Here is a 23133-nt window from a genome sequence, read left to right on the forward strand (position 1 = left end):
CGCGAAGTCCGAGAAACCCATCTGGCTCAGGAAGCCCGCACCCCACTGCCAGGATGCTTCGATCGGATAGATGAACCCGGTCAGCACCAGCACGAAGATCAGGAAGGGCCAGAGCTTCACGCGTTCGGCCATGGTGCCGGAAACGATGGAGGCGGTCGTGGCGCAGAACATCAACTGAAAGAAGAAATCGGAGGCATTGGAATAGCCGCCGGCGTCGATCGTCGTCTTGACGTCCTTCGTGCCGAAGCCCCCCAGCACATCCTGAATGATCCAGCCATCGCCGGGATACATCAGGTTGTAGCCGACCAGCCAATACATGATTGCCGCGAGCGAGAAGAGGCCGATGTTCTTGGTCAACTGCGTGGTCACGTTCTTGGCCCGCACNAGNNCGNCNNGACGACGATCGACGCCGGCGGCTATTCCAATGCCTCCGATTTCTTCTTTCAGTTGATGTTCTGCGCCACGACCGCCTCCATCGTTTCCGGCACCATGGCCGAACGCGTGAAGCTCTGGCCCTTCCTGATCTTCGTGCTGGTGCTGACCGGGTTCATCTATCCGATCGAAGCATCCTGGCAGTGGGGTGCGGGCTTCCTGAGCCAGATGGGTTTCTCGGACTTCGCGGGCTCCACACTCGTCCATGCGACAGGCGGTTTCGCGGCATTGGCCGGGGCCATCGTGCTGGGGCCGCGCCTTGGCAAGTTCGCCAAGGATGGTCGCGTCGTGCCGATGCCCGGCTCGAACCTCGCGCTGGCCACACTGGGAACGTTCATCCTGTGGCTCGGCTGGTTCGGCTTCAACGGGGCGTCCCAGCTGGCGATGGGAACGATCGAAGACGTGGATGCCGTGGCGCAGATCTTCGCCAACACCAACATGGCCGCCGCAGCGGGTGCCGTTGCCGCACTGGTGCTGACACAGGTCATGTACCGCAAGGTCGACCTGACCATGGTGCTGAACGGTGCACTCGCCGGTCTGGTTTCCATCACCGCCGGACCGCTTGACCCGACCCTCTTCGGGGCGCTCTGGATCGGCGCCGTGGGCGGTGTGATCGTCGTATTCACCGTGCCGTTCCTCGACAAGCTGAAGATCGACGATGTCGTCGGCGCAATCCCCGTGCACCTGCTAGCCGGGTTCTGGGGCACGCTCGTGGTACCCGTCTACACGGCAGGCACGTCCTTCGTGACACAGATCATCGGGTTCGCGGTGATCGGGGCCTTCGTCTTCGGTGTATCGCTGGTGGTCTGGCTGATCCTCAAGGCGACCATGGGTATCCGCGTCGACGAGGAAGCGGAAATCACCGGCCTCGACATGAGCGAGCTGGGCATGGAAGCCTATCCGGAGTTCGCCCGCGGCTGATCCATCCAGTCCGTCCAAGAAAAGAGAAAACCCGCGCCGTCGAGCGCGGGTTTTCCGTTTGGATGCCTCCGGCGGAAGTATTTTCGATCATGAGAAGGGGAGCGTCAGATACCCACCTCGACGATTGCCCGCGCAAGGATCGGTACGGTCTGGCTGTTGAGGCCCGCAATGTTCATGCGACTGTCGCCGACCATGTAAATCCCGTGCTTTGCCCTGAGCTCCTCCACCTTGTCGGGGGTGGTGCCGAGCCGGGAAAACATGCCCCGATGCTGCGCCAGAAATCCGAAGCGGTCCGACCCGGACAGATCGCGCAGCGTATCGGCAAGCTGGCGGCGCAGCCCCAGCATCGTGTTGCGCACCTCTTCCAGTTCTGCCTTCCAACCGGCCCGCAGCGCCTCGTCCTGCAGGATCATGGTCACCACGCGCGCCCCGTGATCGGGCGGAAAGCTAAAATTCTGCCGATTGAGGAAAGCCAGCGTTCCCTGATTCAGGCCACGCGCCGCGGGTTCCGCGGAAATGGCCATGAGCAGCCCGGTGCGTTCGCGGTAGATGCCGAAATTCTTCGAACAGCTCGCCGCGATCAGGCATTCGGGCACCGCCGCCGCGATTTTCCGCGTGGCGGCGGCATCCGCATCCAATCCGTCACCGAAACCCTGATAGGCGATGTCGATCATCGGCAGGGCGCCCGTTTCGCGGAGGATTTCGATCACCGTGTCCCATTCCGCATCCGTCGGATTGGCGCCGGTTGGATTGTGGCAGCAGCCATGCAGCAGCACCACGTCGCCCGCGCGCGCCTTACGCAGATCGGCGCACATGCCGTCGAAATCGACGCCGCGCGTTTCCTCATCGAAATACCGGTAAGGCACGACTTCCATCCCGAGGTAGGACAGGATGGACAAATGGTTTGGCCATGTCGGGTCTGACACGAAAACGCGCGCCTCGGGCCGTGCCATCCGGATCAGTTCGAACGCCTGACGCACTGCCCCGGTCCCCCCGGGCGTCGCAGCCGCGGCGACAGTCTCCCGCGGCACTGCATCGCTTAGGATCAGCCCGATCATCGCATCGGCGAAAGCCGGGTCCCCGGCAAGGCCGGTATAGACCTTGGTATCCTGAGCCTCCCAGAGCCGGTGCTCCGCGGTTTTCACGGCGCGCATGACCGGGGTCAGCCCGTTCGCATCCTTGTAGACGCCCACGCCCAGATCGATCTTGGTCTCACGCGGGTCATCCCGATAGGCCTGAACGAGGGCGAGTATCTTGTCAGCAGGCTGCGCCTTGAGCGTTTCAAACATTACGAAGCCTCCCCCTTGGCGATGGGCATGGTGGGCGCCATGCCCCATTCCGCCCAGGACCCGTCATAAAGCGACCAATCCCGATGGCCCAATCGCTCAAGCCCGAGGGCGAGGATCGCGGCGGTGATGCCGGACCCGCACGAGGTGATGACTGGGCGCGACAGGTCCACGCCTGCGGCCTCGAACGCCGCGCGCAATTCATCGCCGTCCTTCATGGTCTGATCATCGTTCAGAAGCTCGGTGTAGGGCAGGTTGCGCGCGCTGGGAATATGCCCCGCCCGCAATCCCGCGCGCGGCTCGGGCGCATCGCCCCGGAACCGTGACGGTGATCGCGCATCGACGATCTGTGGATTGCCCAGCTTGGCCGCCTGCGCGACTTGGGTGACGTCCCGCACCAGTTGGTTCTGCAGACGCACTGTCATGTGCCTGTCACGCGGAATGGGCGGCATGTCCTCGGTCGGATGCCCTTCGGCCACCCACTTGGGCAGCCCCCCGTCGAGAACGGCGACATTTTCCTGCCCCATGAGCTTGAAGAGCCACCAGACCCGCGCCGCCGACAAGAGCCCGGCCCCATCGTAGACCACGACCTGATGCCCGTCGCCCACGCCCATGGCGCGCATCCGCGACATGAACTTTTCGACCGGTGGCGCCATATGCGGCAGGTCGGAGCGACCGTCGGAAATATCGTCGATATCGAAAAAGCGCGCGCCGGGGATATGGGCAGCCTCGTATTCGGCTTTCGGATTGCGCCCCGCGTCGGGCAGGTACCATGACGCATCCAAAAGGCGCAGATCAGGGTCCTTGAGGTGTTTGGCAAGCCAGTCCGTCGAGACCAGCGTCTTGGGATCGTCAGGCATGGGCAGCCCCCCTTGCAGCGGATGTGCCTCTGCCTACCGCCGCGCGCTGCCCCTGACAAGAGCGCCCGCCCCGCCCTTGTTCAACCGTGATCCTTGAGCAGGCGGGCCTTCTGCCGCGCCCAGTCGCGCTTGGCCGAGGTTTCTCGTTTGTCGTGGTTCTTCTTGCCCTTGGCGATGCCCAGCTTGATCTTGGCCATTCCCCGGTGGTTGAAATACATCACCAGAGGAACGAGCGTCATGCCCTTGCGCTGGGTCGCATTCCAGAGGTTCGCCATTTCCTTGCGGGACACCAGAAGCTTTCGCCGGCGTCGTTCGTCATGGCCGAAGGTCTTTGCCTGCTTGTAGGGGGCGATATAGCTGTTGACGAGCCACAGCTCGCCATCTTCCACCGCCGCATAGCTTTCCGCGATATTGGAGCCGCCCATGCGCAGGGATTTGACCTCGGACCCTTCCAGCACGATGCCACATTCGATGTCGTCCTCGATGGCATAATCGTAGCGGGCGCGGCGGTTTTCCGCGATCACCTTGTAGTTCGGATCGGATTTCGAAGATGATTTTACCTGCGCCATGCCCCCCGATGTAGGGCGATGACAGGAAGGACGCAAGCGCGCGCCGCTCCGAGCGGAGGACGCATTGGCCAGCGCACCTCCTTACCCGTATCTTTCCCGAAGGGGAGCATAGATTCGCCATCTTTGCGGCCTTTAGTCGTCACCTCCTGCACTGCTGAAACATAGCCAAGGATACCGACATGCCCAACGTGCTCAGACACCTCGCACTATTGCTGACACTGACCTTTGTACTGGTTTCCTGTTCGGAACGGGTGGGGAGCGAGAAAGGCGCCCGGATCATCACACTTGGAGATTCGCTGCTCGCCTCGAACGTGGGGGAAAAACGCTCCGTCTCCAACATGTTAGAGGCTGAACTCGGCGTTCCCGTGCTCGACCGCTCCGTCGTGGGAGCGCAGATGCATTATATGCTGCCCATTTCCGGCGCGCTCGGCATGAGCATCCCCAAACAGTTCGTGCCCGGCCCGTGGGAATGGGTGATCCTGAACGGCGGCGGCAATGACCTGTGGCTGGGCTGCGGTTGCCTGCTTTGCACCGGCACCATGGAACGGCTGATCTCTGCAGACGGCAAGAAAGGCGAGATCCCGAAATTGGTACGCCGGATCAGGGCGACCAATGCCCGGGTCATTTACGTGGGCTACCTGCGCAGCCCGGGCTTCGGTTCGCCCATCGATCACTGCAAGTCGCTGGGCGACCGGATGGAGGCGCGGATCGCGCAGATGGCTTCGGCGGATGAAGGCGTCACCTTCCTGTCCCTGGAGGACCTGGTGCCTTATGGGGACAAATCCTATCATTCGGCCGACCGCATCCATCCTTCCGTCAAGGGCAGCGCCGCTGTCGGCCGGCGGGTCGCTGACATCATTCGGAAAGGCGGGCTTTAACCCCCTTTGCGCGACCGGACATAACGGATCAGTAGCGGCAGAAGCCCGGCGGCGGCCAGCGTCCCGGCAATGACGATGACCTCCCGCTGCTCCAATTCGCCGTAAAGCCGCGCTAGAAGGATCGCGAACGCCTGCCCCAGCGTGGCATAGAAAAGCGCCCAGAGCGACGACGCGACAAGCGTGATGGCCGCATAGGATGTGTAGGAAACCCGCGTATGCGCCAGCGCCAAGGGCGCGAGGATGCGCATGCCGGGAATGAAGCGGAACAGGGCCGTCACCACGTAAGGATGATCGCCCACATGGCGCAAAATCCGGCCCAGCATCCGTTTCTGCGACAGTTTGATGACCCGGGGATGGGTGCGATAGCGGTGGCCTGCGTAAAATATCAGGTTGTCCGCAGTCCATGCACCCGCCGCGATGGCGATGACCACCTGCCAAAGCGGCAGGAAGCCCCCGTGCGCCAGCACGCCGCCCGTGATGGCCGCCGACTCCCCCTCGAGGAAGCACCCCAGAAACAGGGCAATAAGCCCGAACTGGGCAATCAGGGCATTCAAATCCATCAGGGCCTGACCTTGACAGGAATGTGAAGAAAGGCGGGGTCAGTCACCCAGCTTGGCATGCACTTCAGCGAGGTCGATCTCACCCACTGGCATCTTGTTCGACGGGTTGTCGAAGTCGTATTTGAACAGGTCGAAATCTCGCTTGTAGATCTCCCGCACGAGGTGCATCGAAAGATCGTCGAAATAATCCTCGACAGGATGCGCACGCTTGGGGCCGTGCCCTTCGGATTCGTTGAAGCGCGGTATCTGGGCAAGGTCCACGGGATGCGGGGTTTCGACTGCGTCCAGCACGCTTTGCATGCCGCCGTTGAAATCCTCCGTCCAGATGATCTTGTCGTAGGTCCCGCCATTGGCAATGAACGTGCTGACATGCCCTGATTCCGCCGACCAGTGGATATCCGGATCCATCGGGCGCCGCCACCGAATGGTGTCCCGCGCGAACAGCAGGAAACGGCGGAAACTGGCGATCTGGTCGAACTCCTGCTTGCCGTCGCCGCCGCCCACTTCGATCCCGTACTTCTGGACCAGCAGCGGCACCAGCTTGCCCCGATAGCGCTTTCCGTTGCGCTGAATGCCGCAGATCTTGTCGAAAAAAGAACTGAGCACCCGGGTGTAGGGGTTGCGCACGCAGGTGAAGGCAAAGGATTTATGTCGGGTCACATTCTCCACGATCGGACCCTGCGACGCATCGAGCGCCCATTTGTGCAGCCCTGCCTTCGCGTCGTGGATATCGCCGTCGAAAAACGCGCCGTGATCCGAATAGAACATGATCTGACCGATGGTGGAACAAGCGCATTTGGGCACCACGCGGTACACCATGCTTTCGCTTTCCGTCATCCACGTTCCGGGAAAACCCATAGCACCACTCGCCTTCCACCTTGCGTCTGTTTTATGGCAACAGATCGTGACCCGCATAAAAAAGCAAAGAAATGCGGTTTATTCAATCGGTCTTCACGATTATCTAGTTCAACAAAAGCACCACTGAGGGCAGTTCGTTTCGCGCATGGCAAAAATTGCCTATATCCTGCTGTGCCACAAGGACCCCGTCGCCATCATCAGGCAGGCGGAACGCCTGACCGCCGTGGGGGACTATATGTCCATCCACTTTGACGCGAGCGCTGATCCCAAGCATTTCGCGCAGATCCAGAAGGCGCTGGCGGACAATCCCAACGTTACCTTCGCCAGGAAACGCATCCGCTGCGGCTGGGGCGAATGGTCGCTGGTGCAGGCAACGCTTTACGCTGTGCAATCGGCGGTCGAAACCTTCCCCCGCGCGACCCATTTCTACATGCTGTCGGGGGACTGCATGGCGATCAAGTCGGCCGAATACACCCACCAGTTTCTCGACGACAACGATTGCGACTTCATCGAAAGCTTCGACTACTTCGCCAGCGACTGGATCAAGACAGGCTGGCGCGAGGAACGGCTGATCTACCGGCACTGGTTCAACGAACGAACACAGAAAAAGCGCTTCTACACGATGTTCGCCCTTCAGAAACGGCTGGGCCTGACCCGCCCGATCCCGGAAGACATCCAGGTCCAGATCGGCAGCCAGTGGTGGTGCCTGCGGCGCCGCACGATCGAGGCACTGCTGGATTTCCTGAAGGAACGGCGCGATGTCACGCGCTTTTTTCGCACCACATGGATCCCGGATGAAACCTTCTTTCAAACCCTCGTGCGCCATCTCGTGCCGGATACCGAAATTCGTTCGCGCACGCTGACGTTCCTGATGTTCACCGACTACGGCATGCCAACAACCTTCTATGACGATCACTACGATCTGCTGCTGAGTCAGGATTACCTCTTCGCCCGCAAGATCAGCCCCGAGGCGCAGGACCTGAAACGTCGCCTCGGTCTGCTCTACGCGGCCGAAGGCGTGCCTTTTGAGATCAGCAACGAAGGCCGGTCGCTCTTCAAATTCCTGACGGGCCGGGGGCGCATCGGGCGGCGTTTCGTGACCCGCTTCTGGGAAACCGAAAGCACGCTGGGGCGGGAACGCGAACTGCTGATCGTGGTCTGCAAGAAATGGCACGTGGCCAAACGCGTGCTGGACCGTATTCGCCAACTGACGAACCTGCCCGCCATCGAATACCTCTTCAACGAAGAGCACACCCCCCTGCCCGACCTCGGCGGGCTGGAAAACACGCTCGAAAAGCGCACCCGCCACCGCCGGGCCCTGATGCGCATGCTGTTCGACTACTACCAGACCGACCGGCTGATCGTCTGTATGGACCCGGGCAACCTCGACCTGCTGAACGATTTCGCCTCCGACCGCTCGATCACCCGGATCCTCGAAATCGAATGCCAGTTCTCAGATGACTACCTGACCGGCCACGCCATGCGTGTCGGCCTCGCGGGGGAACGGACATCGCAGGACACCTTGAACCGGCTGCTGCCGACGATCCGCAACGACATGGTTCATGAATCCGACCGCATTCGCGATTCACAGTTCGAAAACCACGACCGGATGCGCGAAAGCGCCTCGTTGGAGGAAAACGCCGTCTCCCTTGGCCGCTTCCTGAACATTCCCCATGAAAAGGCGCTACAGATCGCCGAAACCGACTACCTGTTTGCAGATTGAGGACCCCGATGGGCTACAATTACGACGACCAGAACATTTTCGCGAAGATCCTGCGGAAAGAAATTCCGAACGACACGGTTCATGAAACCGAACACAGCCTCGCCTTCCGCGATATCGAACCGCAGGCGCCGGTGCATGTGCTGGTAATCCCCAAGGGTGCCTACGTCAGCTACGATCACTTCGCGGCAGAGGCCTCCGAGGCTGAGATCATCGACTATACCCGCGCCATTTCTGAAGTCTGCCGAAAGGAAGGCGTCGCCCTCGATCAGGGGGAAGGGTTTCGCATGATCGCCAATGCGGGCAAGCACGGGGTTCAGGACGTACCGCACCTGCACGTGCACATCCTCGGCGGTCGCCGCATGGGCCGCATGGTCGCACGCGAAGGTTAAATCGGCCGCCCCTTCACCCTTTTCCAAATACTCCCGCCGGAGGCTCCGACAGCACCGCGAAAAGCCCTCGGGGGTCAGTTTCAGGTGCCCCCGGAGCATCACCTGTCTTTGCGACGGTCGCGCCACCATGCGGCCAGCCGCCCCTGCCGGGCCGACAGGTCTTCCTCCATCCGCTCCAATGCCGGGTTCACACGGGCGTCGCGGAACCGCCGCCAGCGTACCCAGACAGCGTAGACCAACGCCAGAAACAGGGTCAGCACGATGATGCTGACAAAGGGAATGCCCTTCGAGGCATTCGGCCCATCCACGACGCGCAAGGAGACGGCGTTCGGATAGATCGAGAACAGCTCGTTACGCCAGCCGTAGTGCTTCAGCGCCACATAGACAGGTGCCCCCGATACGGACCGCAGGTCAGCCGCTTCCGCTTGCAGATTCGCGGTATCGAACTTGAAATAAGGCGGCCAGCCCCAGCCGGTATCCTCGTTGCGGTAAACCATCACATCGCCGTCCGCGCGGCGTGTCTGGATAAAGAATACATCCCGGTTCTGCATCGAACCGTCCGCCCCCGCGTCAGCCTGGGCCCAGAACAAGGAGTTCGCGCCGAAATCTATCCGCTTTTCATAGGTATCGGTAATGCGGACGATATCCGTCTGCGGCAGGGTATAATGGAAAAACGCGGCGACAAGCGCCCACAGGGAAATCCAGAACACCCATTTTGCGATCTTCATCTCGGTTCCTTCCGGCGGTGACCTATCCGTGCCGGTCTATCGGCTGCGACAACCAAGATATAGGAAGTTTCGCGCGTTTTGCGACGGTGGGACCGGCCATCGGGGCCGGTCCCTGCCCGTTCAGCCCACGACGTTGAACTCCGGCCCATAGGGATAGCCGGTGATGTTCTCGTTGCCTTCGTCGGTAATGACGAGGATATCGTGCTCGCGGTAGCCGCCCGCCCCGGGCTGGCCTTCGCCGAGGGTGAGCATGGGTTCCATGGAAATGACCATGCCCGGTTCCAGCACGGTATCGATATCCTCGCGCAGTTCCAGGCCAGCTTCACGTCCGTAATAATGGCTCAATACCCCGAAGGAATGGCCGTAGCCGAAGGTACGGTATTGCAAAAGGTCACGTTCTTGCAGGAAATCGTTGATCTGCCGGGTGACCTCCGAACAGCTCGCACCGGGCTTCAGCAGGCTCATCCCGAACTCATGCGCGGCAACGTTCGCTTCCCAGATCTTCAGGCTGGCCGGGTCGACCTCTCCGGCGAACATCGTGCGTTCGAGCGCCGTATAATAGGCCGATACCATCGGGAAAGTATTGAGCGACAGGATATCGCCGCGCTCGATCTGCCGGGCCGTAACGGGGTTGTGCGCCCCATCGGTATTGATGCCCGATTGAAACCAAACCCAGGTATCGCGGTACTCGGCGTCCGGAAAGCGTTTGGCGATCTCCAGTTCCATCGCATCGCGCCCGGCCATGGCGACGTCGATCTCTCGCGTGCCGATCCGGACGGCATCGCGGATCGCGTAGCCGCCCACGTCCGCTATGGCGGCACACTGCCGGATGAGCGCGATCTCCGCTTCGGACTTGTGCATGCGCTGGCGCATCGTCGTCTCGAAAAGGTCCACCATGGTGAGCGGTTGCAGGAAATCCTCCAGCTTGTCGCGTTGCATCAGCGTCAGATGATCGCTCTCATATCCAATCACCCCGCCGGTCCCGGTGACGGAGGCCACTGCGCGCCAGAAATTGTCGCGCTGCCAGTCGGTATAGGTGATGTTGTCGGCAAAGCTGCGCCGCCACGGCTGGCCGGCGTCGATGCCCGCGCTGATCGTCACGCATTCGGTTGCGGTGACGACGAGGCCATAGGGGCGCCCGAACGCGCAATAGAGAAAGCCGGAGTAGTAGGCGATGTTGTGCATCGAGGTGAAGACAGCAGCAGTCGCGCCGACGTTGTCCATCCGCTCGCGCAACTCATCGAGACGATCTTCGTATTCAGCCGCATCAAAAGGCAGCGGCGATTTTTCTCCGTTATGGAAACGGTACATGTCAGGACGTGGGGTGGTCATATCAGACCCTCCTTTTCAGAAAGGTCCCGGCGTTCAGGACGCATCGGCCCGCGAGGGGGCGACGCCATCGCCCCGGCCTATGTTTGATTGGCGTATTCCGCAGCCCCGATCAAGCCTCTATTTCAACCCGAGCAGATCCCGCACCATCGCGCTGTCCGGCTCGGTCAGTGCATCGATCACGTCGAAATGGTGCCGCCCTTCGACGACGTGATGCCTTGCCCCCCAGGCTTGCGCGAAATTTTCGGCCTGTTCGAGAAAGACGGGCCGTTCTTCCGCGCCCACCCAGATAGAAACATGCACCCCATGCGGCGGCGGCATGTTGACCGGGCTTTCCGCGCGGGCCTCAACCATATCCAGCCGCAAAACCTCGTTCATGGAGGTTTCGAGCAGCGGTTCGAGGTCCGCCACCGGCGAGATCGGCAAGATACGGGTGATCCTGTCGCGTATATCCCCCGGCAGGACGACCGGATCCATCATGCGGGAAACCAGTTGCCCCCCTGCCGAATGACCCGCCAGCACGATGTCTCCTTGGGTACGCTTCGCCACCTCCATCACGGCGCGGGCGATCTGCCCGGTGATCTGAGCGATGCGTACATCGGGGCAAAGATCGTAGGAGGGCATCGCCACCGCCCATCCCCGCGCCACCGCGCCCTGCGCCAGATGGGACCAGTATGAACGATCGAACGCCTTCCAGTAGCCCCCGTGGACAAAGATGACCGTCCCCCGGGACACGCCCTCGGGTTCGAAAAAATCGAAGGCCTCCCGCTCGGTCGGGCCGTAGGACACCCCAAGCTGTGCGCGGAAACCCAGCTTTTTCCGAAAGGTCGCGGCCTCTTGCTGCCAGCGTGGCGGATAATCCTCCGCGCCCTCTATATGGGCCGCGTTGGCATAGGCGTCATCCAGTCTCATTCATGGCTCCCCCGGCACGTTCCATCGCAAAGTGGAACTGGACAATCATAGCCAATGTTGCTTTGGGTACCACAGACAAAAGCGGAGAGATTGCCATGACCGACGCGAAGACCGACCTCAAATCCATGCTCAAGGACCCCTCCCTGCTGGAGACGCGGGCCTATGTGAATGGCGAATGGATCGACGGTGACGACGGAACATTCGATGTGACGAATCCGGCCCGCGGCGACGTGATCGCCAAGGTTGCCAACCTGTCCCGCGCTCAGGTGGGCAAAGCCATCGCGGCCGCCGAAAAAGCGCAGAAAGACTGGGCCAAGCAGACCGGCAAGGAACGTGCCGCGATCCTGCGCAAGTGGTTCGACCTGATGATGGAAAACCAGGACGATCTGGGCACCATCCTGACCGCCGAACAGGGCAAGCCGCTGGCCGAAGCGAAGGGCGAGATCGGCTATGGCGCATCCTTCATCGAATTCTTCGGTGAAGAGGCCAAGCGCATCTACGGCGAAACCATTCCCGGCCATCAGCGCGACAAGCGTATCATGGTCATCAAGCAGCCCATCGGCGTTGCCGCATCCATCACGCCGTGGAACTTCCCCAACGCCATGATCACGCGCAAGGCCGCGCCCGCGCTTGCGGCGGGATGTTCCTTCGTGGCGCGCCCGGCGGCGGAAACGCCCCTGTCCGCCATCGTCATGGGCGTACTGGCAGAGCGTGCAGGTATCCCGGCAGGCGTGTTCAACGTGGTGCCGTCCTCTTCCTCCTCCGAAGTGGGCAAGGAATTCTGCGAGAATCCTGCTGTCCGCAAGCTGACGTTCACAGGCTCGACCGAAGTGGGTCGTATCCTGCTGAAACAGGCTGCCGATCAGGTGATGAAATGCTCCATGGAGCTGGGCGGCAACGCCCCGTTCATCGTGTTCGACGACGCGGATCTGGATGCCGCGGTCGAAGGCGCGATCCTGTGCAAGTTCCGCAACAACGGCCAGACCTGCGTCTGCGCGAACCGCATCTACGTTCAGGCCGGTGTCTATGACGCTTTTGCCGAAAAGCTGAAGGCGCGGGTCGAAAAGATGAAGGTCGGCGACGGCTTCGAGGATGGCGTAGACCTTGGCCCGCTAATCAACGGCGACGCCAGCGAGAAGGTCAAGGAACATATCGAGGATGCGCTTTCGAAGGGCGCTGAGATCATCCTCGGTTCCAAGGAAGAGAAGATGGAAGGCAACTTCCTTGCACCCACCATCGTCAAGGGCGTCACCCAGGACATGCAGGTCGCCACCGAGGAAACCTTCGGCCCGCTCGCACCGCTCTTCAAGTTCGATGACGAAGATGACGTGATCCGGATGGCCAACGATACGATCTTCGGCCTCGCTTCCTATTTCTACGCCAACGATCTCAGCCGCGTCTACAAGGTGGCCGAGGCGCTGGAATACGGGATTGTCGGGGTGAACACCGGCATCATCTCGACCGAGGTCGCGCCCTTTGGCGGCGTCAAGCAGTCCGGCCTTGGCCGCGAAGGCAGCCACCACGGGATCGAGGATTACCTTGAGATGAAATACATCTGCATGAGTGTCTGATCATCGACAGTCGCGATGTCGGAAAAGAAGAAGGCAGCGGATTCCGCTGCCTTCTTTGTTTCTTGGAACGCGGCAGGAGCGCGTCGAGCCACTCTTAGTTTAGGCCGACGCCCGCAGACCCGAACTGGGAAAGGGAGGAGCCGAAGCGCGCGTCGCTCATCCCGAGGTTCAGGCGGTTGTCCGCATCCAACGTCGTCCGGCTGCGCAGGATCACGCGCGGTGTCGCGGTGGCGAACCGGTCATCCAGCGCGACGGAATACCGCAGCGTCCCGTCTTCGCGCTGTTCGACCCGGTCAATCGTGCCCACGACCGTGCCGTCGGAGGAAACGGCCACGGCTGAACCGCTGTCGATCACTGCATTCATGCGGTCGAATTCAGCGGTTTCAAGCGGCCCTGTCACACGCGGGGTTGTGACGGTGGTATCCGTTTCGAGGTTCGTAGTCGCCAGATTGCTGGTGCCGATGTTGCTGGTATCCACGTCTGCATCGACGTTGAGATCCAGATCGGCAGCAGTCTCGGCCACGTCGGTCGCGGCAATCACACCTGTGCCGGCTCCTGCGGCAACACTGGTATCTTCGGAAAGCGTCTGCGCTGCGAGCGGAAGGGCTGTCAGCCCGGCCAGTGCTGTGGTGAGGGTCAGCGTTCGAACGGTATCGCGATAGGTCATTTGATGTTCCTTTCGTCTTCGTTGCTTTGTCTCGGACAGGCACGCAGCCTGTTATCTACAAAACGCATCGCCCCCCGGGCGGGTTGCGAGAACCTTCGAAACTCCGCGGATTTCCGCGCGCCGCATGCAAAAAGGCCCGAGGCGATGCCCCGGGCCAGTGACAGGAGTGGTCTTTATCCGATCAGTTGACGGATTTCGCGTCCACAACATCCTTCTCGATCGCCTTGCGGTCCGATGCGATCTCGATCTGACGCGGCTTCAGCGATTCGGGCACCTGACGCACGAGGTCGATGTGCAGCATGCCATCGGCATGGGCGGCGCCGGTCACCTGAACGTGATCCGCCAGTGCGAAACGGCGTTCGAACGCACGGGTGGCGATACCACGGTGCAGATAGGTCTTCTCTTCCTGTTCATCGGCCTTGCGGGCAGACACGATCAGAGATTTCTCACGCACCTCGACGCTCAGATCAGCTTCGGAGAAGCCGGCCACGGCGATGGTGATGCGGTAAGAATCGTCATCCAGCTTTTCGATGTTATAGGGCGGGTAGCTGGAGGTCGTGCCGTCGTTGGACAGGACGCGGTCCATCATGTTGGCGATCTGGTCGAAGCCAACGCTGGACCGGTAGAGCGGTGCAAAATCATATGTACGCATGTTTCATCCTCATGTTTGAGCGATTTTACGCATGGGCCTTCCATCATTGGACAGACCCGTTTCGGTTATGCCGAAGCCCTTTGAGGCACCCCGGCACCCGCCATGTGGGAATGATTCAGAAGCGTTTCAAGACCCCCGCCCAAAGGTCAGGGGCGTACGAATTTCGCCCCGGTGTCCCGGTTGGGCTGGCCCACGCGGATGCGGCGGCTGCCCGGTCCTTCATGCTGAAAGACACCTTTACCCGCGACCAGTTCGGCCTGCAAAAGGGCGAGCGGCGCGCCGAGCGCAGTCCCCAGCGAAACATTGGCGCCCTCGACCTCCGCCTTGGCGGAGACGACCGATACGATATGGGGGGCACCGTCCTGAAATACGAATATCGGCGCACCGCTCGATCCGAAATCGACAGAGCATGAGGTAACGAGAACCCCCTCCTGCCGGGCGAGAACGGTGCAAACCTCCTGCAGGGAGGGGGCCTCGGACCGGTCGCGCGCATAGCTCACCACGCCGACGCTGTCGCCGGGCCGGGGGCGGGCGCCGGTGCCGAAAGGCTGGATCGTGGTGTTGTTGATCGGGCGTTCCAGTTCCAGCAGGGCCACGTCGTTGCGCACCCGGTCGGACGATACATCGCCGTCAAACACATATTCAGGATGCACCACGGCCCGGCGGATGCCGCGGTAAGCCCCGGCGCGGCCATTGCGCCATCCGGCAAGGAACTGCACCGCGCCGTGATCGATCTGCTGTTTGGTGCGGCTGTCGAACAGGCAATGCGCCGCAGTCAGGACGAGCCTGGGCGCGATCAGCGCGCCGGTGCAGAAACCCACGCCCCCGATATCGAGCCGCCCGACCGCTTCCCAGTCGCGCCCTTCGACACCGCTGTCCAACTGGCGCAGTTGCGCATCCTGTGCCAGCGCACCCTGCGCCGCGAAAAGCAGAATAGTCGCGAATACCTTCAATACACGCAATTCAATCACCCCTGGTCACCCGGTATCCGGATACCCACCAGATGGGGCGAAAATAGGGCCGGATCAGCGCAACCGGGGGATTTCCGGGGCGCGCTGCGATCCATCGCGGTCCAGCGCCGGGGGTTTGGGCCCGCCCGTGGCCCAGTCCAACAGTTCCACGGTATGGACAACCGGAATACCGGTGCCCGAGCCGATCTGCATCATGCAACCGATATTTCCCGCCGCGATGATGTCCGGGCGTTTGGCTTCCAGCGTCCTCACCTTGCGCGCCTTCAACTGGCCGGAGATCTCCGGCTGCATCAGGTTATACGTACCCGCCGAACCACAACACAGATGCGGATCCGCAGGCTCCACCACCGTGAAGCCCGCCTTCTTCAGCAGATCTTTCGGGGCGGTCTTGATCTGCTGGCCATGCTGAAGCGAGCAGGCAGCGTGATAAGCGACCACGAGCCCTTCGTGCGCGGGTGATACCGGCGCGGGAGCATCTATTCCGGCGATGTCGTCGCGGGCCGGTCGTGGCGCTTCCTTGCCTTTTTCCGTGTCCAGAAGATCGACAAGAAGCTCGCTCACGTCACAGGCGATGGCTGACACACGCGCGGCATCTTCGGCCAGCGGTTCATTGCGGAACATATGGCCGTAGTCCTTAACCGTCGTTCCGCAGCCCGAGGTGTTGATCACGATGGCGTCCAGCCCCTTTCCGTCCATCTCCGCCGTCCAGGCGCGGATGTTGCGGGCAGCACTTGCGTGGCTCTCATCAGTCTTGCCCATATGATGGGTAAGGGCGCCGCAGCAACCTGCCCCCTCCGCCACCACGACTTCGCAGCCAAGCCGGGTCAGCAGGCGAATGGTCGCATCGTTGATATCCGTGTTGAGCGCCTTTTGGGCGCAGCCGGTCATCAGCGTCACGCGTTTGCGCGCTGTGCCTTCCGCGGCAAAAGTCTGGGGATCGTCGTTGCGGCTGACCGGGGGGATATGGCGCGGCGCCATCTCCAACATCGCCCGCAGCCGGACATCGGGCATCAGCCGTGCGAAGGGCCGGCCGATCTTCGCCCCCAGCAGGGCGAGCCGGAAGCGCGTCGGATAGGGCAGGATCCGCGCCAGCATCCAGCGCAGCGCACGATCCGACCACGGTCTTTTGTAACGACGTTCTATGTAATCGCGCGCGTGATCGACGAGGTGCATGTAATGCACGCCCGAAGGACAGGTCGTCATACAGGCGAGGCAGGACAGGCAACGGTCGATATGCTTGACGGTCTTCGCATCCGGGTCGCGGTCGTTCTCCAGCATGTCCTTGATCAGGTAGATACGGCCCCTCGGACTGTCGAGTTCATCCCCCAGCACCTGATAGGTCGGGCAGGTTGCCGTGCAGAAGCCACAATGCACGCAGGCACGCAGGATTTCATTGCTGCGTGCGATCTGCGGATCGGAAAGCTGGCTATCCGTGAAAGTCGTCTGCATCGAGCGCTCCGGCTGAAAGAGGTGGAATCAAGTAGCTCGCGCCATCAATCCGGGATTGAGGCGGGAATGAGGGTCGAACCTGTGCCGCAAAGCGGCGGCCAGTTGTGCGACGCCGGGGGCTTCGGGGTGGAACCGACCGAGTCGATCGAAGGTATCGGCACCAGCGCGAACAAGGGTGGCGTGCCCAGCAAATACGCCCACCGCAGCCCGCACGTCATGGCCGGCAGAGGCAAGGCACCAGAGCCGTCCGCCGCCCCAGTCATAAAGCACCGACTGCGCGCCGCTCCGCTCTGCGATGGCAGGCGCATCGGAAGGTTTGCACGACAGCGACCAGACGTCCCCCTTCCGCCCGGCAAAGGGGGTCACGTCGCGCAGGGTGCGCCAGGTTTCGGCGGATGCCTCCGCCTCTTCAATCTCGGCTTCGCCTGCCTTTTCGGCCAGCAAATCGCGCAACCGCCCACCGCGATAACTTACCGACTGTTCGAACCCTTCGATCCGCAGGTACGTTTTGCTGCTGGCCGGGTCGTGGGCCGCACCGGTCACCTCGAACGGGCTTCCCATCGCTTGGGCCATCGCCTGTATCGCTTCGGCATCTGACAACCCGTTCAACACCAGCGTCGCCTCGGTTTCGGGGCGCGGCAGCACCTTGAGCGAAACTTCCGTCAGAACGCCGAGCGTACCGAAAGACCCCGCCATCAGCTTCACGAGGTCATAGCCCGTCACGTTCTTCATGACCCGGCCGCCGTTCTTCACGACATCGCCCTTGCCATCCACGAAGCGGACCCCCAGCAGGAAATCCCGCGCCGCGCCGACAGTCATGCGCCGGGGCCCGGAGACATTGGCCGCGAAGACCCCGCCAATGGTGGGCGTTCCGGAAGTACCCAGCAACTGGCGGTGATCCATGGGCTCAAACGCGAGGCGCTGGTTATCCTGCGCCAGCGTCTCCTCGATCTCCGACACCGGCGTTCCGGCCCGTGCCACGAGCGTCAGCGCCCCGGGCTCATAGAGCGTAACCCCGGCCATCGCCGCGGTAGAAAGAGTTTTTGCATTGCATCGCACGCCGCGGGTGTTGCCGCCCTGTACGGCCCATGCGTCGCCTCCGCCGCGCAGAAGCTCGGCCAGTTCCGCCTCGGTATCCGGTGACACGCCGCTTTGCGGGGGGAGTGTTTCTGAAACGCTCATTCCGCTGCCAGAGCCTTTTCGCGGCGGGTGGCCGAAGCATCCAGCGGGAACACCTTCGCAGGGTTAAGCAGCCACGCCGGATCGAAAACGTCTTTCACCGCCATCTGCGCCTCCAGATCGGCAGCATCGTATTGTACGTGCATGAGGTCCCTCTTCTCGATCCCGACCCCATGTTCCCCGGTGAGGCACCCGCCCGCTTCGACACAGAGCTTCAATATCTCTGACCCGAATTCTTCGCACAGCTCCAGATCGCCGGGCTTGTTCGCATCGAACAGGATCAGGGGATGCATGTTCCCGTCGCCCGCGTGGAAAACGTTGCCCACCTTCAGGCCATAGCTTTTCGACATCTCGCCGATCCTCCGCAGCACCATGGGCAGCGCCGAAACCGGGATCGTCCCATCGAGGCACATGTAATCGTTGATCTGCCCCATGGCGCCGAAAGCGGACTTTCGGCCAAGCCAGATCTTGGCGCTTTCCTCCGCCGAGGTGCTTTCCCGCAACTCGACCGGATTGTGGCCCCGGGCAATCTCAGTGATCAGGGAAAGCTGGTGATCGATCTCGGCATCCGATCCCTCCACCTCCACGATGAGCAGCGCCTCGCACATGGGATAGCCTGCATGGGCGAAGGCTTCGGTGGCTTCGATGCAGGGGCGATCCATGAACTCGATTGCGACGGGCAGAACCCCCGCGCGGATGATGTCGCTGACGCAGGCACCCGCAACTTCGTTATCGTCGAAACCAATCAGTACCGGGCGCGCGCCTTCAGGCTTCGGCAGGATGCGCAGGGTTGCCTCCGTCACGATGCCCAACTGCCCTTCGGACCCGCAGACAAGCCCCAGCAGGTCGAGACCGCCGGCATCCATGTAAGGGCCGCCGATATCGATAATCTCGCCGTCCATCAGCACCATCCGAACCCCGAGCAGGTTATTGGTGGTGACACCGTATTTCAGGCAATGCGCCCCGCCCGAATTCATCGCGATATTACCCGCGATGGCGCAGGCCAACTGGCTTGAGGGGTCGGGCGCGTAGAAGAAGCCTTCTTCCTCCACCGCGCCGGTCACCGACAGGTTGGTTCGCCCGGTCTGCACCCGCACGAATCGGTTGTCGTAATCGGTTTCGAGCACTTCGTTCATGCGCGAAACACCGAGGATCACGCAATCGGCCGTGGGAAGCGCGCCACCGGCCAGCGAGGTCCCTGAACCGCGCGGAACCACCGGAACGCCCTCTTCCGAGCAGATGCGCAGGACGTCGGAAACCTCTTCCGTGGTGGCGGGCAAGACCGCCAGCATGGGCGGGCACTTATAGGCGGTGAGCGCGTCGCATTCGTAGGCCTTGGTTTCGCGGGGGTCTTCGATGACGGCATCGGCGGGCAGAACCTTGCGCAGCCGGTCGGCCACGCGCGCCTTGCGCGCCAGCACGCCAGCGTCGGGTACGGGCATTTCCATGAGCGCCTCCTGTTTGGTAAAGTAATATTACCAATTCACCCATTTGGCAAGAGTGAGGACGTATCGACACAGGTGGCGACGGCTGGGTGGAACCCTATTGGAATGCTCTGGGTTGAACTTATATACCCTTTGCGTAACCAAGATGGTGATCCCAGTGTACAGATTCATCGCAGCCTTGCTGATCACTTTCTCAGCCTTCCCCGCTCTCGCGGACGAACCCGTGATCGAGCAAGTCACCGTTTCCCGTGACGGGGACTTGTGGACATTCGATGTGACCATCAGCCACCCTGATTCCGGATGGGATCATTATGCCGATGCCTGGCGGATCCTGGATGAAAACGGGCGGTCCTTTGGCCAGCGCGATCTTGCCCATCCGCATATCGAGGAACAGCCGTTCACACGATCCCTGTCAGGCGTAACCATCCCGTCCGAGGTCAGAAGCGTGATCATTCAGGCGCATGACACCGTATCCGGATGGTCCGGCGCCGCCCGGCGGATAGACCTGAAATAACTCAGACCCTGTGATAAGGGCCGCCCGAGAGGATCGAGGCGGCCCGATACAACTGCTCCGCCAGCATGACGCGGGCCAGTACATGCGGCCAGACCATTTTACCGAATGAAAGCAGATGGTCGGCACCTGCGCGAAATGACGGCTCCAGCCCGTCAGCACCCCCGATGACGAAAACAAGATCGCCCTGTGCGGCATCGCGCCACCGGCCCAACCGGTCGGCGAAAGCGGGCGAGGTTTCGACCTTGCCCCGCTCATCAAGTGCGCAGATCACGGCACCGTTGGGGAGGGCTTTTTGCAGCAGAGCAGCCTCTTCGGCCATTCCGCCCTTCTTGGCTTCCACTTCGATGACATTGACAGGCCCCAGACCTACCCCACGCCCGGTCCTGTCGAACCGGGCCAGGTAGTCGTCAATGAGTGTCTTTTCGGGTCCGCGGCGGATCCGTCCCACCGCAAGCAGGTGCACACGCAAGGTTGAAACGTCAGCCCTGCAGCGCCGCCGGGTCCCCGTTGGACTGCCACATCTTTTCCAACTGGTAGAATTCGCGCACTTCGGGGCGGAACACATGGACGATCACATCGCCCGTGTCGATCAGCACCCAATCGCCGATGTCCTTGCCTTCCATACGGGCTGTGCGGCCGAACTCGTCCTTCACCTTCTGAACGAGCTTTTCGGCGATGGAGGCCACCTGCCGGGACGAACGGCCCGAGCAGATCACCATATGATCGCCAATAGCCGTCTTGCCGCGCAGATCGATCTGCACGATGTCTTCGGCTTTGTCTTCATCGAGGGATTTGAGGATAGCGGCCAGCAGAGCATCGCTCGCGGCCTGATCGCCAGCGGTCGCCATCAGCGCCGCACCGGGTTTCGCAGGCTGGCCTGCGACAGCTTGGATTGACAGGACATCGTCCTCCTTTTTGCGCGCCGCCAGATCCCCGGCGCTGGGATCACAACCAAGTTAGCAACGGCCGGGGGGCATTTCAATGACGCGCAGCGGCAATCTGCCTACCACCCTTCTTCCGTTATGATATTGTCCGCTTCCGCACCAAGCGCTTTCAGACTGTCGCGCACATCGTCGACGAACCCCTCGGGCCCGCAGATGTAGAAAATCTTACCCTCGAAATCCTGGACGTGCTTCTGCAGAAACTTACGGTCGATCCGACCTTGCGCAAAATCGCTGCTCTCTTCATCGGTGACGGTGAAGACCGGGTTCAATCCATCCATCCGCTCCCATTCTTCCTTCAGAATGATATCGGCCTCGGTCTTGTTGGAATAGAGCAGCCGGCTCCCGCTCAGGGCATCGTCCCGGGACCGACGGCGCAGGATGGAGATGAACGGCGTCACCCCCGCACCCGCCGCGATGAATACCCCCGGCCCGTGGTCGGTGATCGCGCCGAAAGGGTCAGTCATCAGCATATGATCGCCTTCGGACAGATCGGGCAGCCGCTTGGTGACACCGTCGTGGTCCGGATAGCTCTTGATCACGAACTCGAGGATCGTGTCCTCGGGCTGGGAAGTGAAGGTAAAGGGCCGGTCTTCGTCGCGCCAGCCTTCCCGGTCCAGCATGAGCGCCGCCGCCTGCCCCGGCTCGAAGTCAATCCCCTCCGGCCGGTCGAAGACGTAGTGGTTCGTGTCATGGGTAACCGGCGCAAGCGCCTTGAGGGTGAGCTTATGGGGCATTTATCAGGTCTCCTTTGCCACTCAACCTGTAGAAGAGCCCCCGGTTCCGGCTACTGGGCCCTCCTCCGGGGCTTGCCGATCCCCGGAATCGCCGCGGCGACCGCGTGACAGCGCGAGCTTGCTGTCCTCCAGCATCAGCACTTCGCGCTGCGGGAAGGGGATGGAGATGCCGTTTTCCTTGAAGGTGTCCCAAAGCGCCAGATAGACGTTGCCGCGAATGTTGGTCAGACCCCCCGTGGGGTCCCTGATCCAGAACCGCAGGATGTAGTCGACGCTGCTGTCGCCGAAGCCGACGATATGGCAGACCGGCGCCTTGAAGCTGAGCACCCGGTCCACCCCCTTCGCCGCGTCGATGGCGAGTTGGCGCACCTTGTGCGGATCGTCCGAATAGGCGGTGCCGAAATATATGTCCAACCGGACGAATTCGTTCGAGTGGGACCAGTTGACCACCTGCCCGGTGATCAGATCTTCGTTCGGGATGAGGTATTCCTTCCCGTCACGGGTGACCACGCTGGCATAGCGCGCGCCCAGCGTTTGTATCCAGCCGAAGGTCTCGCCGAGGCTGATGACATCCCCGGGCTTGATCGACTTGTCGAGCAGGATGATGACCCCGGAAACAAGGTTCGATACGACCTTCTGCAGGCCGAAACCGAGACCGACACCGATGGCGCCCGACAGCACGGCGAGCCCCGTCAGGTCGATACCGACAGCCCGCACCCCCATGAAGAACGCGAATCCGTAGAGGAAGATCTGCAATCCCTTGACCGCGAGAACCTGCATCGAGGGGCTGATGTCCTGGTTTTTGCGGATGCTGGTGGCCGTTGCGGTGCTGATGACCCGCGCGAGGGTGAAGAGCACCCCGATCACCACAAGCGCCACGATCAGGTCGAGCACCGAAAAGCGGAAATCACCGATCGAAAGCGCCAGCCGGTCCAGAAATGCAGAAACCTCGTCGGCCACCGACAGCAGGTAGAGCGTGGCGTAGATCCACAGGCTCCATGTGACGACCCTGCGCAGCGGCGGATTGCGCACCAGCCGGGCCGCGAAGGCGATGCTGACATAGACGGTCGCCAAGGTCGCCGCGATCCCCACGAGGTAGGAGCGCGACGGCCATGTGACGTTCTGCATCACGACATAGACAGCCCATGCCATAAGCGCGAAACAGATCAGCCCGAGGCGGCGCTTGATCTGGACGATGACCCGGAGTTTCCACCGCTCCCACCCCTCGCGGGACTGGACGTAGCGGCGCAGGACGTTGCCCAGAACCCGGTGCATGAGCCATGCCAAGGCAACCAGCACCACAAGGATGAGGATCTGGTTCTGTCGCCAGCCGGGCGTCAGAAGTCCTTCGGAGAAGTTGATCGTGGTATCGAAGATGCCGCGGAATGCATCCAGAAATTCCGCGAAAGGATCGCCCTGCTGGTCCATCGCCCGTCCTTTTCGTTGGAAAATGCCATGCCGCACAGGGCACCGCAACCCTAACGGCCTTGCAGGAACGTCCGCCAAAGGGTAATTCAGCGACCATGACACTCGTGTTCGATCTGGACGACCGCGCGCGCCTG

Annotated in this window: 23 protein-coding genes and 2 pseudogenes; 6 read left to right on the forward strand and 19 right to left on the reverse strand. The window is 61.7% G+C overall.

Features of this window, described 5'->3' with window-relative positions:
• Window positions 1-390 (reverse strand): annotated as a pseudogene (locus A3728_RS22660) (ammonium transporter); the annotation flags it as partial.
• Between the two features lie 30 nt (window positions 391-420).
• On the opposite strand from A3728_RS22660, the pseudogene A3728_RS06175 reads away from it, so the two are divergent.
• A pseudogene (locus tag A3728_RS06175) lies at window positions 421-1353 on the forward strand (ammonium transporter); the annotation flags it as partial.
• A 104-nt stretch (window positions 1354-1457) separates the two neighbouring features.
• On the opposite strand, the gene A3728_RS06180 reads toward A3728_RS06175, so the two are convergent.
• The 3 genes from A3728_RS06180 to smpB all read right to left on the reverse strand — a co-directional run bounded on the left by A3728_RS06180 (window position 1458) and on the right by smpB (window position 4068).
• Entirely contained in the window at window positions 1458-2642 is a 1185-nt protein-coding gene (locus tag A3728_RS06180) for an amino acid aminotransferase (RefSeq protein ID WP_067921221.1), read from the reverse strand.
• Window positions 2642-3499: a 3-mercaptopyruvate sulfurtransferase gene (gene sseA, locus A3728_RS06185; RefSeq protein ID WP_067921224.1), complete on the reverse strand. Its 858-nt coding sequence runs from the start codon at window positions 3497-3499 to the stop codon at window positions 2642-2644. Before sseA ends, A3728_RS06180 begins: the two co-directional genes overlap by 1 nt.
• Window positions 3500-3579: 80 nt before the next feature.
• Window positions 3580-4068 (reverse strand): SsrA-binding protein SmpB, encoded by a 489-nt coding sequence (gene smpB, locus A3728_RS06190; protein WP_067921226.1) that lies wholly within the window; start codon window positions 4066-4068, stop codon window positions 3580-3582.
• Between the two features lie 179 nt (window positions 4069-4247).
• Between smpB and A3728_RS06195 the strand changes: the two genes are divergently transcribed.
• Entirely contained in the window at window positions 4248-4946 is a 699-nt protein-coding gene (locus tag A3728_RS06195) for an SGNH/GDSL hydrolase family protein (protein WP_067921228.1), read from the forward strand.
• Here the strand turns inward: A3728_RS06195 and A3728_RS06200 are convergent.
• Both A3728_RS06200 and A3728_RS06205 read right to left on the reverse strand, forming a co-directional pair.
• Window positions 4943-5506, reverse strand: coding sequence for a DedA family protein (locus A3728_RS06200; protein WP_067921230.1), 564 nt, complete (start codon window positions 5504-5506; stop codon window positions 4943-4945). The two genes, A3728_RS06195 and A3728_RS06200, sit on opposite strands and share 4 nt — an antisense overlap.
• Before the next feature lie 39 nt (window positions 5507-5545).
• The gene (locus A3728_RS06205; RefSeq protein WP_067921232.1) at window positions 5546-6364 is read right to left on the reverse strand and encodes a sulfotransferase family protein; all 819 of its coding nucleotides are present in this window, start codon (window positions 6362-6364) and stop codon (window positions 5546-5548) included.
• A 145-nt stretch (window positions 6365-6509) separates the two neighbouring features.
• Between A3728_RS06205 and A3728_RS06210 the strand changes: the two genes are divergently transcribed.
• Window positions 6510-8087, forward strand: a complete 1578-nt coding sequence (locus tag A3728_RS06210; protein ID WP_067921233.1) for a DUF5928 domain-containing protein — start codon at window positions 6510-6512, stop codon at window positions 8085-8087.
• 8 nt (window positions 8088-8095) lie between these two features.
• On the forward strand, window positions 8096-8476 hold the full coding sequence (locus A3728_RS06215; RefSeq protein WP_067921235.1) for an HIT domain-containing protein: 381 nt from the start codon (window positions 8096-8098) through the stop codon (window positions 8474-8476).
• A gap of 98 nt (window positions 8477-8574) precedes the next feature.
• Here the strand turns inward: A3728_RS06215 and A3728_RS06220 are convergent, their stop codons facing one another.
• The 3 genes from A3728_RS06220 to A3728_RS06230 form a co-directional block, all read right to left on the reverse strand.
• Window positions 8575-9204 carry a DUF1523 family protein gene (locus A3728_RS06220; RefSeq protein ID WP_067921237.1) on the reverse strand — a complete coding sequence of 210 codons (630 nt, stop codon included), beginning with the start codon at window positions 9202-9204 and terminating at the stop codon, window positions 8575-8577.
• Window positions 9205-9324: 120 nt separating this feature from the next.
• Window positions 9325-10536 carry a M24 family metallopeptidase gene (locus tag A3728_RS06225; protein ID WP_067921240.1) on the reverse strand — a complete coding sequence of 404 codons (1212 nt, stop codon included), beginning with the start codon at window positions 10534-10536 and terminating at the stop codon, window positions 9325-9327.
• A gap of 117 nt (window positions 10537-10653) precedes the next feature.
• Window positions 10654-11445, reverse strand: a complete 792-nt coding sequence (locus A3728_RS06230; RefSeq protein WP_067921241.1) for an alpha/beta hydrolase — start codon at window positions 11443-11445, stop codon at window positions 10654-10656.
• 95 nt (window positions 11446-11540) lie between these two features.
• Between A3728_RS06230 and A3728_RS06235 the strand changes: the two genes are divergently transcribed.
• Complete coding sequence (locus tag A3728_RS06235) at window positions 11541-13016, forward strand: NAD-dependent succinate-semialdehyde dehydrogenase (RefSeq protein WP_067921244.1); 1476 nt, start codon at window positions 11541-11543, stop codon at window positions 13014-13016.
• Window positions 13017-13110: 94 nt separating this feature from the next.
• On the opposite strand, the gene A3728_RS06240 is transcribed toward A3728_RS06235, so the two are convergent.
• From A3728_RS06240 to A3728_RS06265, 6 genes are all read right to left on the reverse strand, one after another.
• Window positions 13111-13683 carry a hypothetical protein gene (locus tag A3728_RS06240; RefSeq protein WP_067921245.1) on the reverse strand — a complete coding sequence of 191 codons (573 nt, stop codon included), beginning with the start codon at window positions 13681-13683 and terminating at the stop codon, window positions 13111-13113.
• A 181-nt stretch (window positions 13684-13864) separates the two neighbouring features.
• Window positions 13865-14335, reverse strand: coding sequence for an Hsp20 family protein (locus A3728_RS06245; RefSeq protein WP_067921247.1), 471 nt, complete (start codon window positions 14333-14335; stop codon window positions 13865-13867).
• A gap of 146 nt (window positions 14336-14481) precedes the next feature.
• A complete protein-coding gene (locus A3728_RS06250) occupies window positions 14482-15297 on the reverse strand; it encodes a trypsin-like serine peptidase (RefSeq protein ID WP_067921370.1) in 816 nt (271 codons plus the stop codon).
• Between the two features lie 63 nt (window positions 15298-15360).
• Window positions 15361-16755 (reverse strand): glycolate oxidase subunit GlcF, encoded by a 1395-nt coding sequence (gene glcF, locus A3728_RS06255; protein WP_067921249.1) that lies wholly within the window; start codon window positions 16753-16755, stop codon window positions 15361-15363.
• A 27-nt stretch (window positions 16756-16782) separates the two neighbouring features.
• Window positions 16783-17901, reverse strand: coding sequence for an FAD-binding protein (locus tag A3728_RS06260; RefSeq protein WP_067921372.1), 1119 nt, complete (start codon window positions 17899-17901; stop codon window positions 16783-16785).
• 32 nt (window positions 17902-17933) lie between these two features.
• On the reverse strand, window positions 17934-19382 hold the full coding sequence (locus tag A3728_RS06265; RefSeq protein ID WP_067921251.1) for an FAD-linked oxidase C-terminal domain-containing protein: 1449 nt from the start codon (window positions 19380-19382) through the stop codon (window positions 17934-17936).
• A 154-nt stretch (window positions 19383-19536) separates the two neighbouring features.
• On the opposite strand from A3728_RS06265, the gene A3728_RS06270 reads away from it, so the two are divergent.
• Complete coding sequence (locus A3728_RS06270) at window positions 19537-19893, forward strand: hypothetical protein (protein ID WP_443069048.1); 357 nt, start codon at window positions 19537-19539, stop codon at window positions 19891-19893.
• Window position 19894: 1 nt separating this feature from the next.
• On the opposite strand, the gene rlmH is transcribed toward A3728_RS06270, so the two are convergent.
• The 4 genes from rlmH to A3728_RS06290 all read right to left on the reverse strand — a co-directional run bounded on the left by rlmH (window position 19895) and on the right by A3728_RS06290 (window position 22999).
• Window positions 19895-20362 (reverse strand): 23S rRNA (pseudouridine(1915)-N(3))-methyltransferase RlmH, encoded by a 468-nt coding sequence (gene rlmH / locus A3728_RS06275; RefSeq protein WP_067921253.1) that lies wholly within the window; start codon window positions 20360-20362, stop codon window positions 19895-19897.
• 10 nt (window positions 20363-20372) lie between these two features.
• A complete protein-coding gene (gene rsfS / locus A3728_RS06280; protein ID WP_067921255.1) occupies window positions 20373-20741 on the reverse strand; it encodes a ribosome silencing factor in 369 nt (122 codons plus the stop codon).
• 155 nt (window positions 20742-20896) lie between these two features.
• Window positions 20897-21571 carry an FAD-binding oxidoreductase gene (locus A3728_RS06285; RefSeq protein ID WP_067921257.1) on the reverse strand — a complete coding sequence of 225 codons (675 nt, stop codon included), beginning with the start codon at window positions 21569-21571 and terminating at the stop codon, window positions 20897-20899.
• Between the two features lie 21 nt (window positions 21572-21592).
• Window positions 21593-22999 (reverse strand): mechanosensitive ion channel family protein, encoded by a 1407-nt coding sequence (locus A3728_RS06290; protein WP_082850971.1) that lies wholly within the window; start codon window positions 22997-22999, stop codon window positions 21593-21595.
• Window positions 23000-23133 lie beyond the last annotated feature (134 nt).

It is taken from the genome of Sulfitobacter sp. HI0040 (assembly GCF_001634885.1).
In the GTDB taxonomy this organism is placed as follows: Bacteria; Pseudomonadota; Alphaproteobacteria; order Rhodobacterales; family Rhodobacteraceae; genus Sulfitobacter.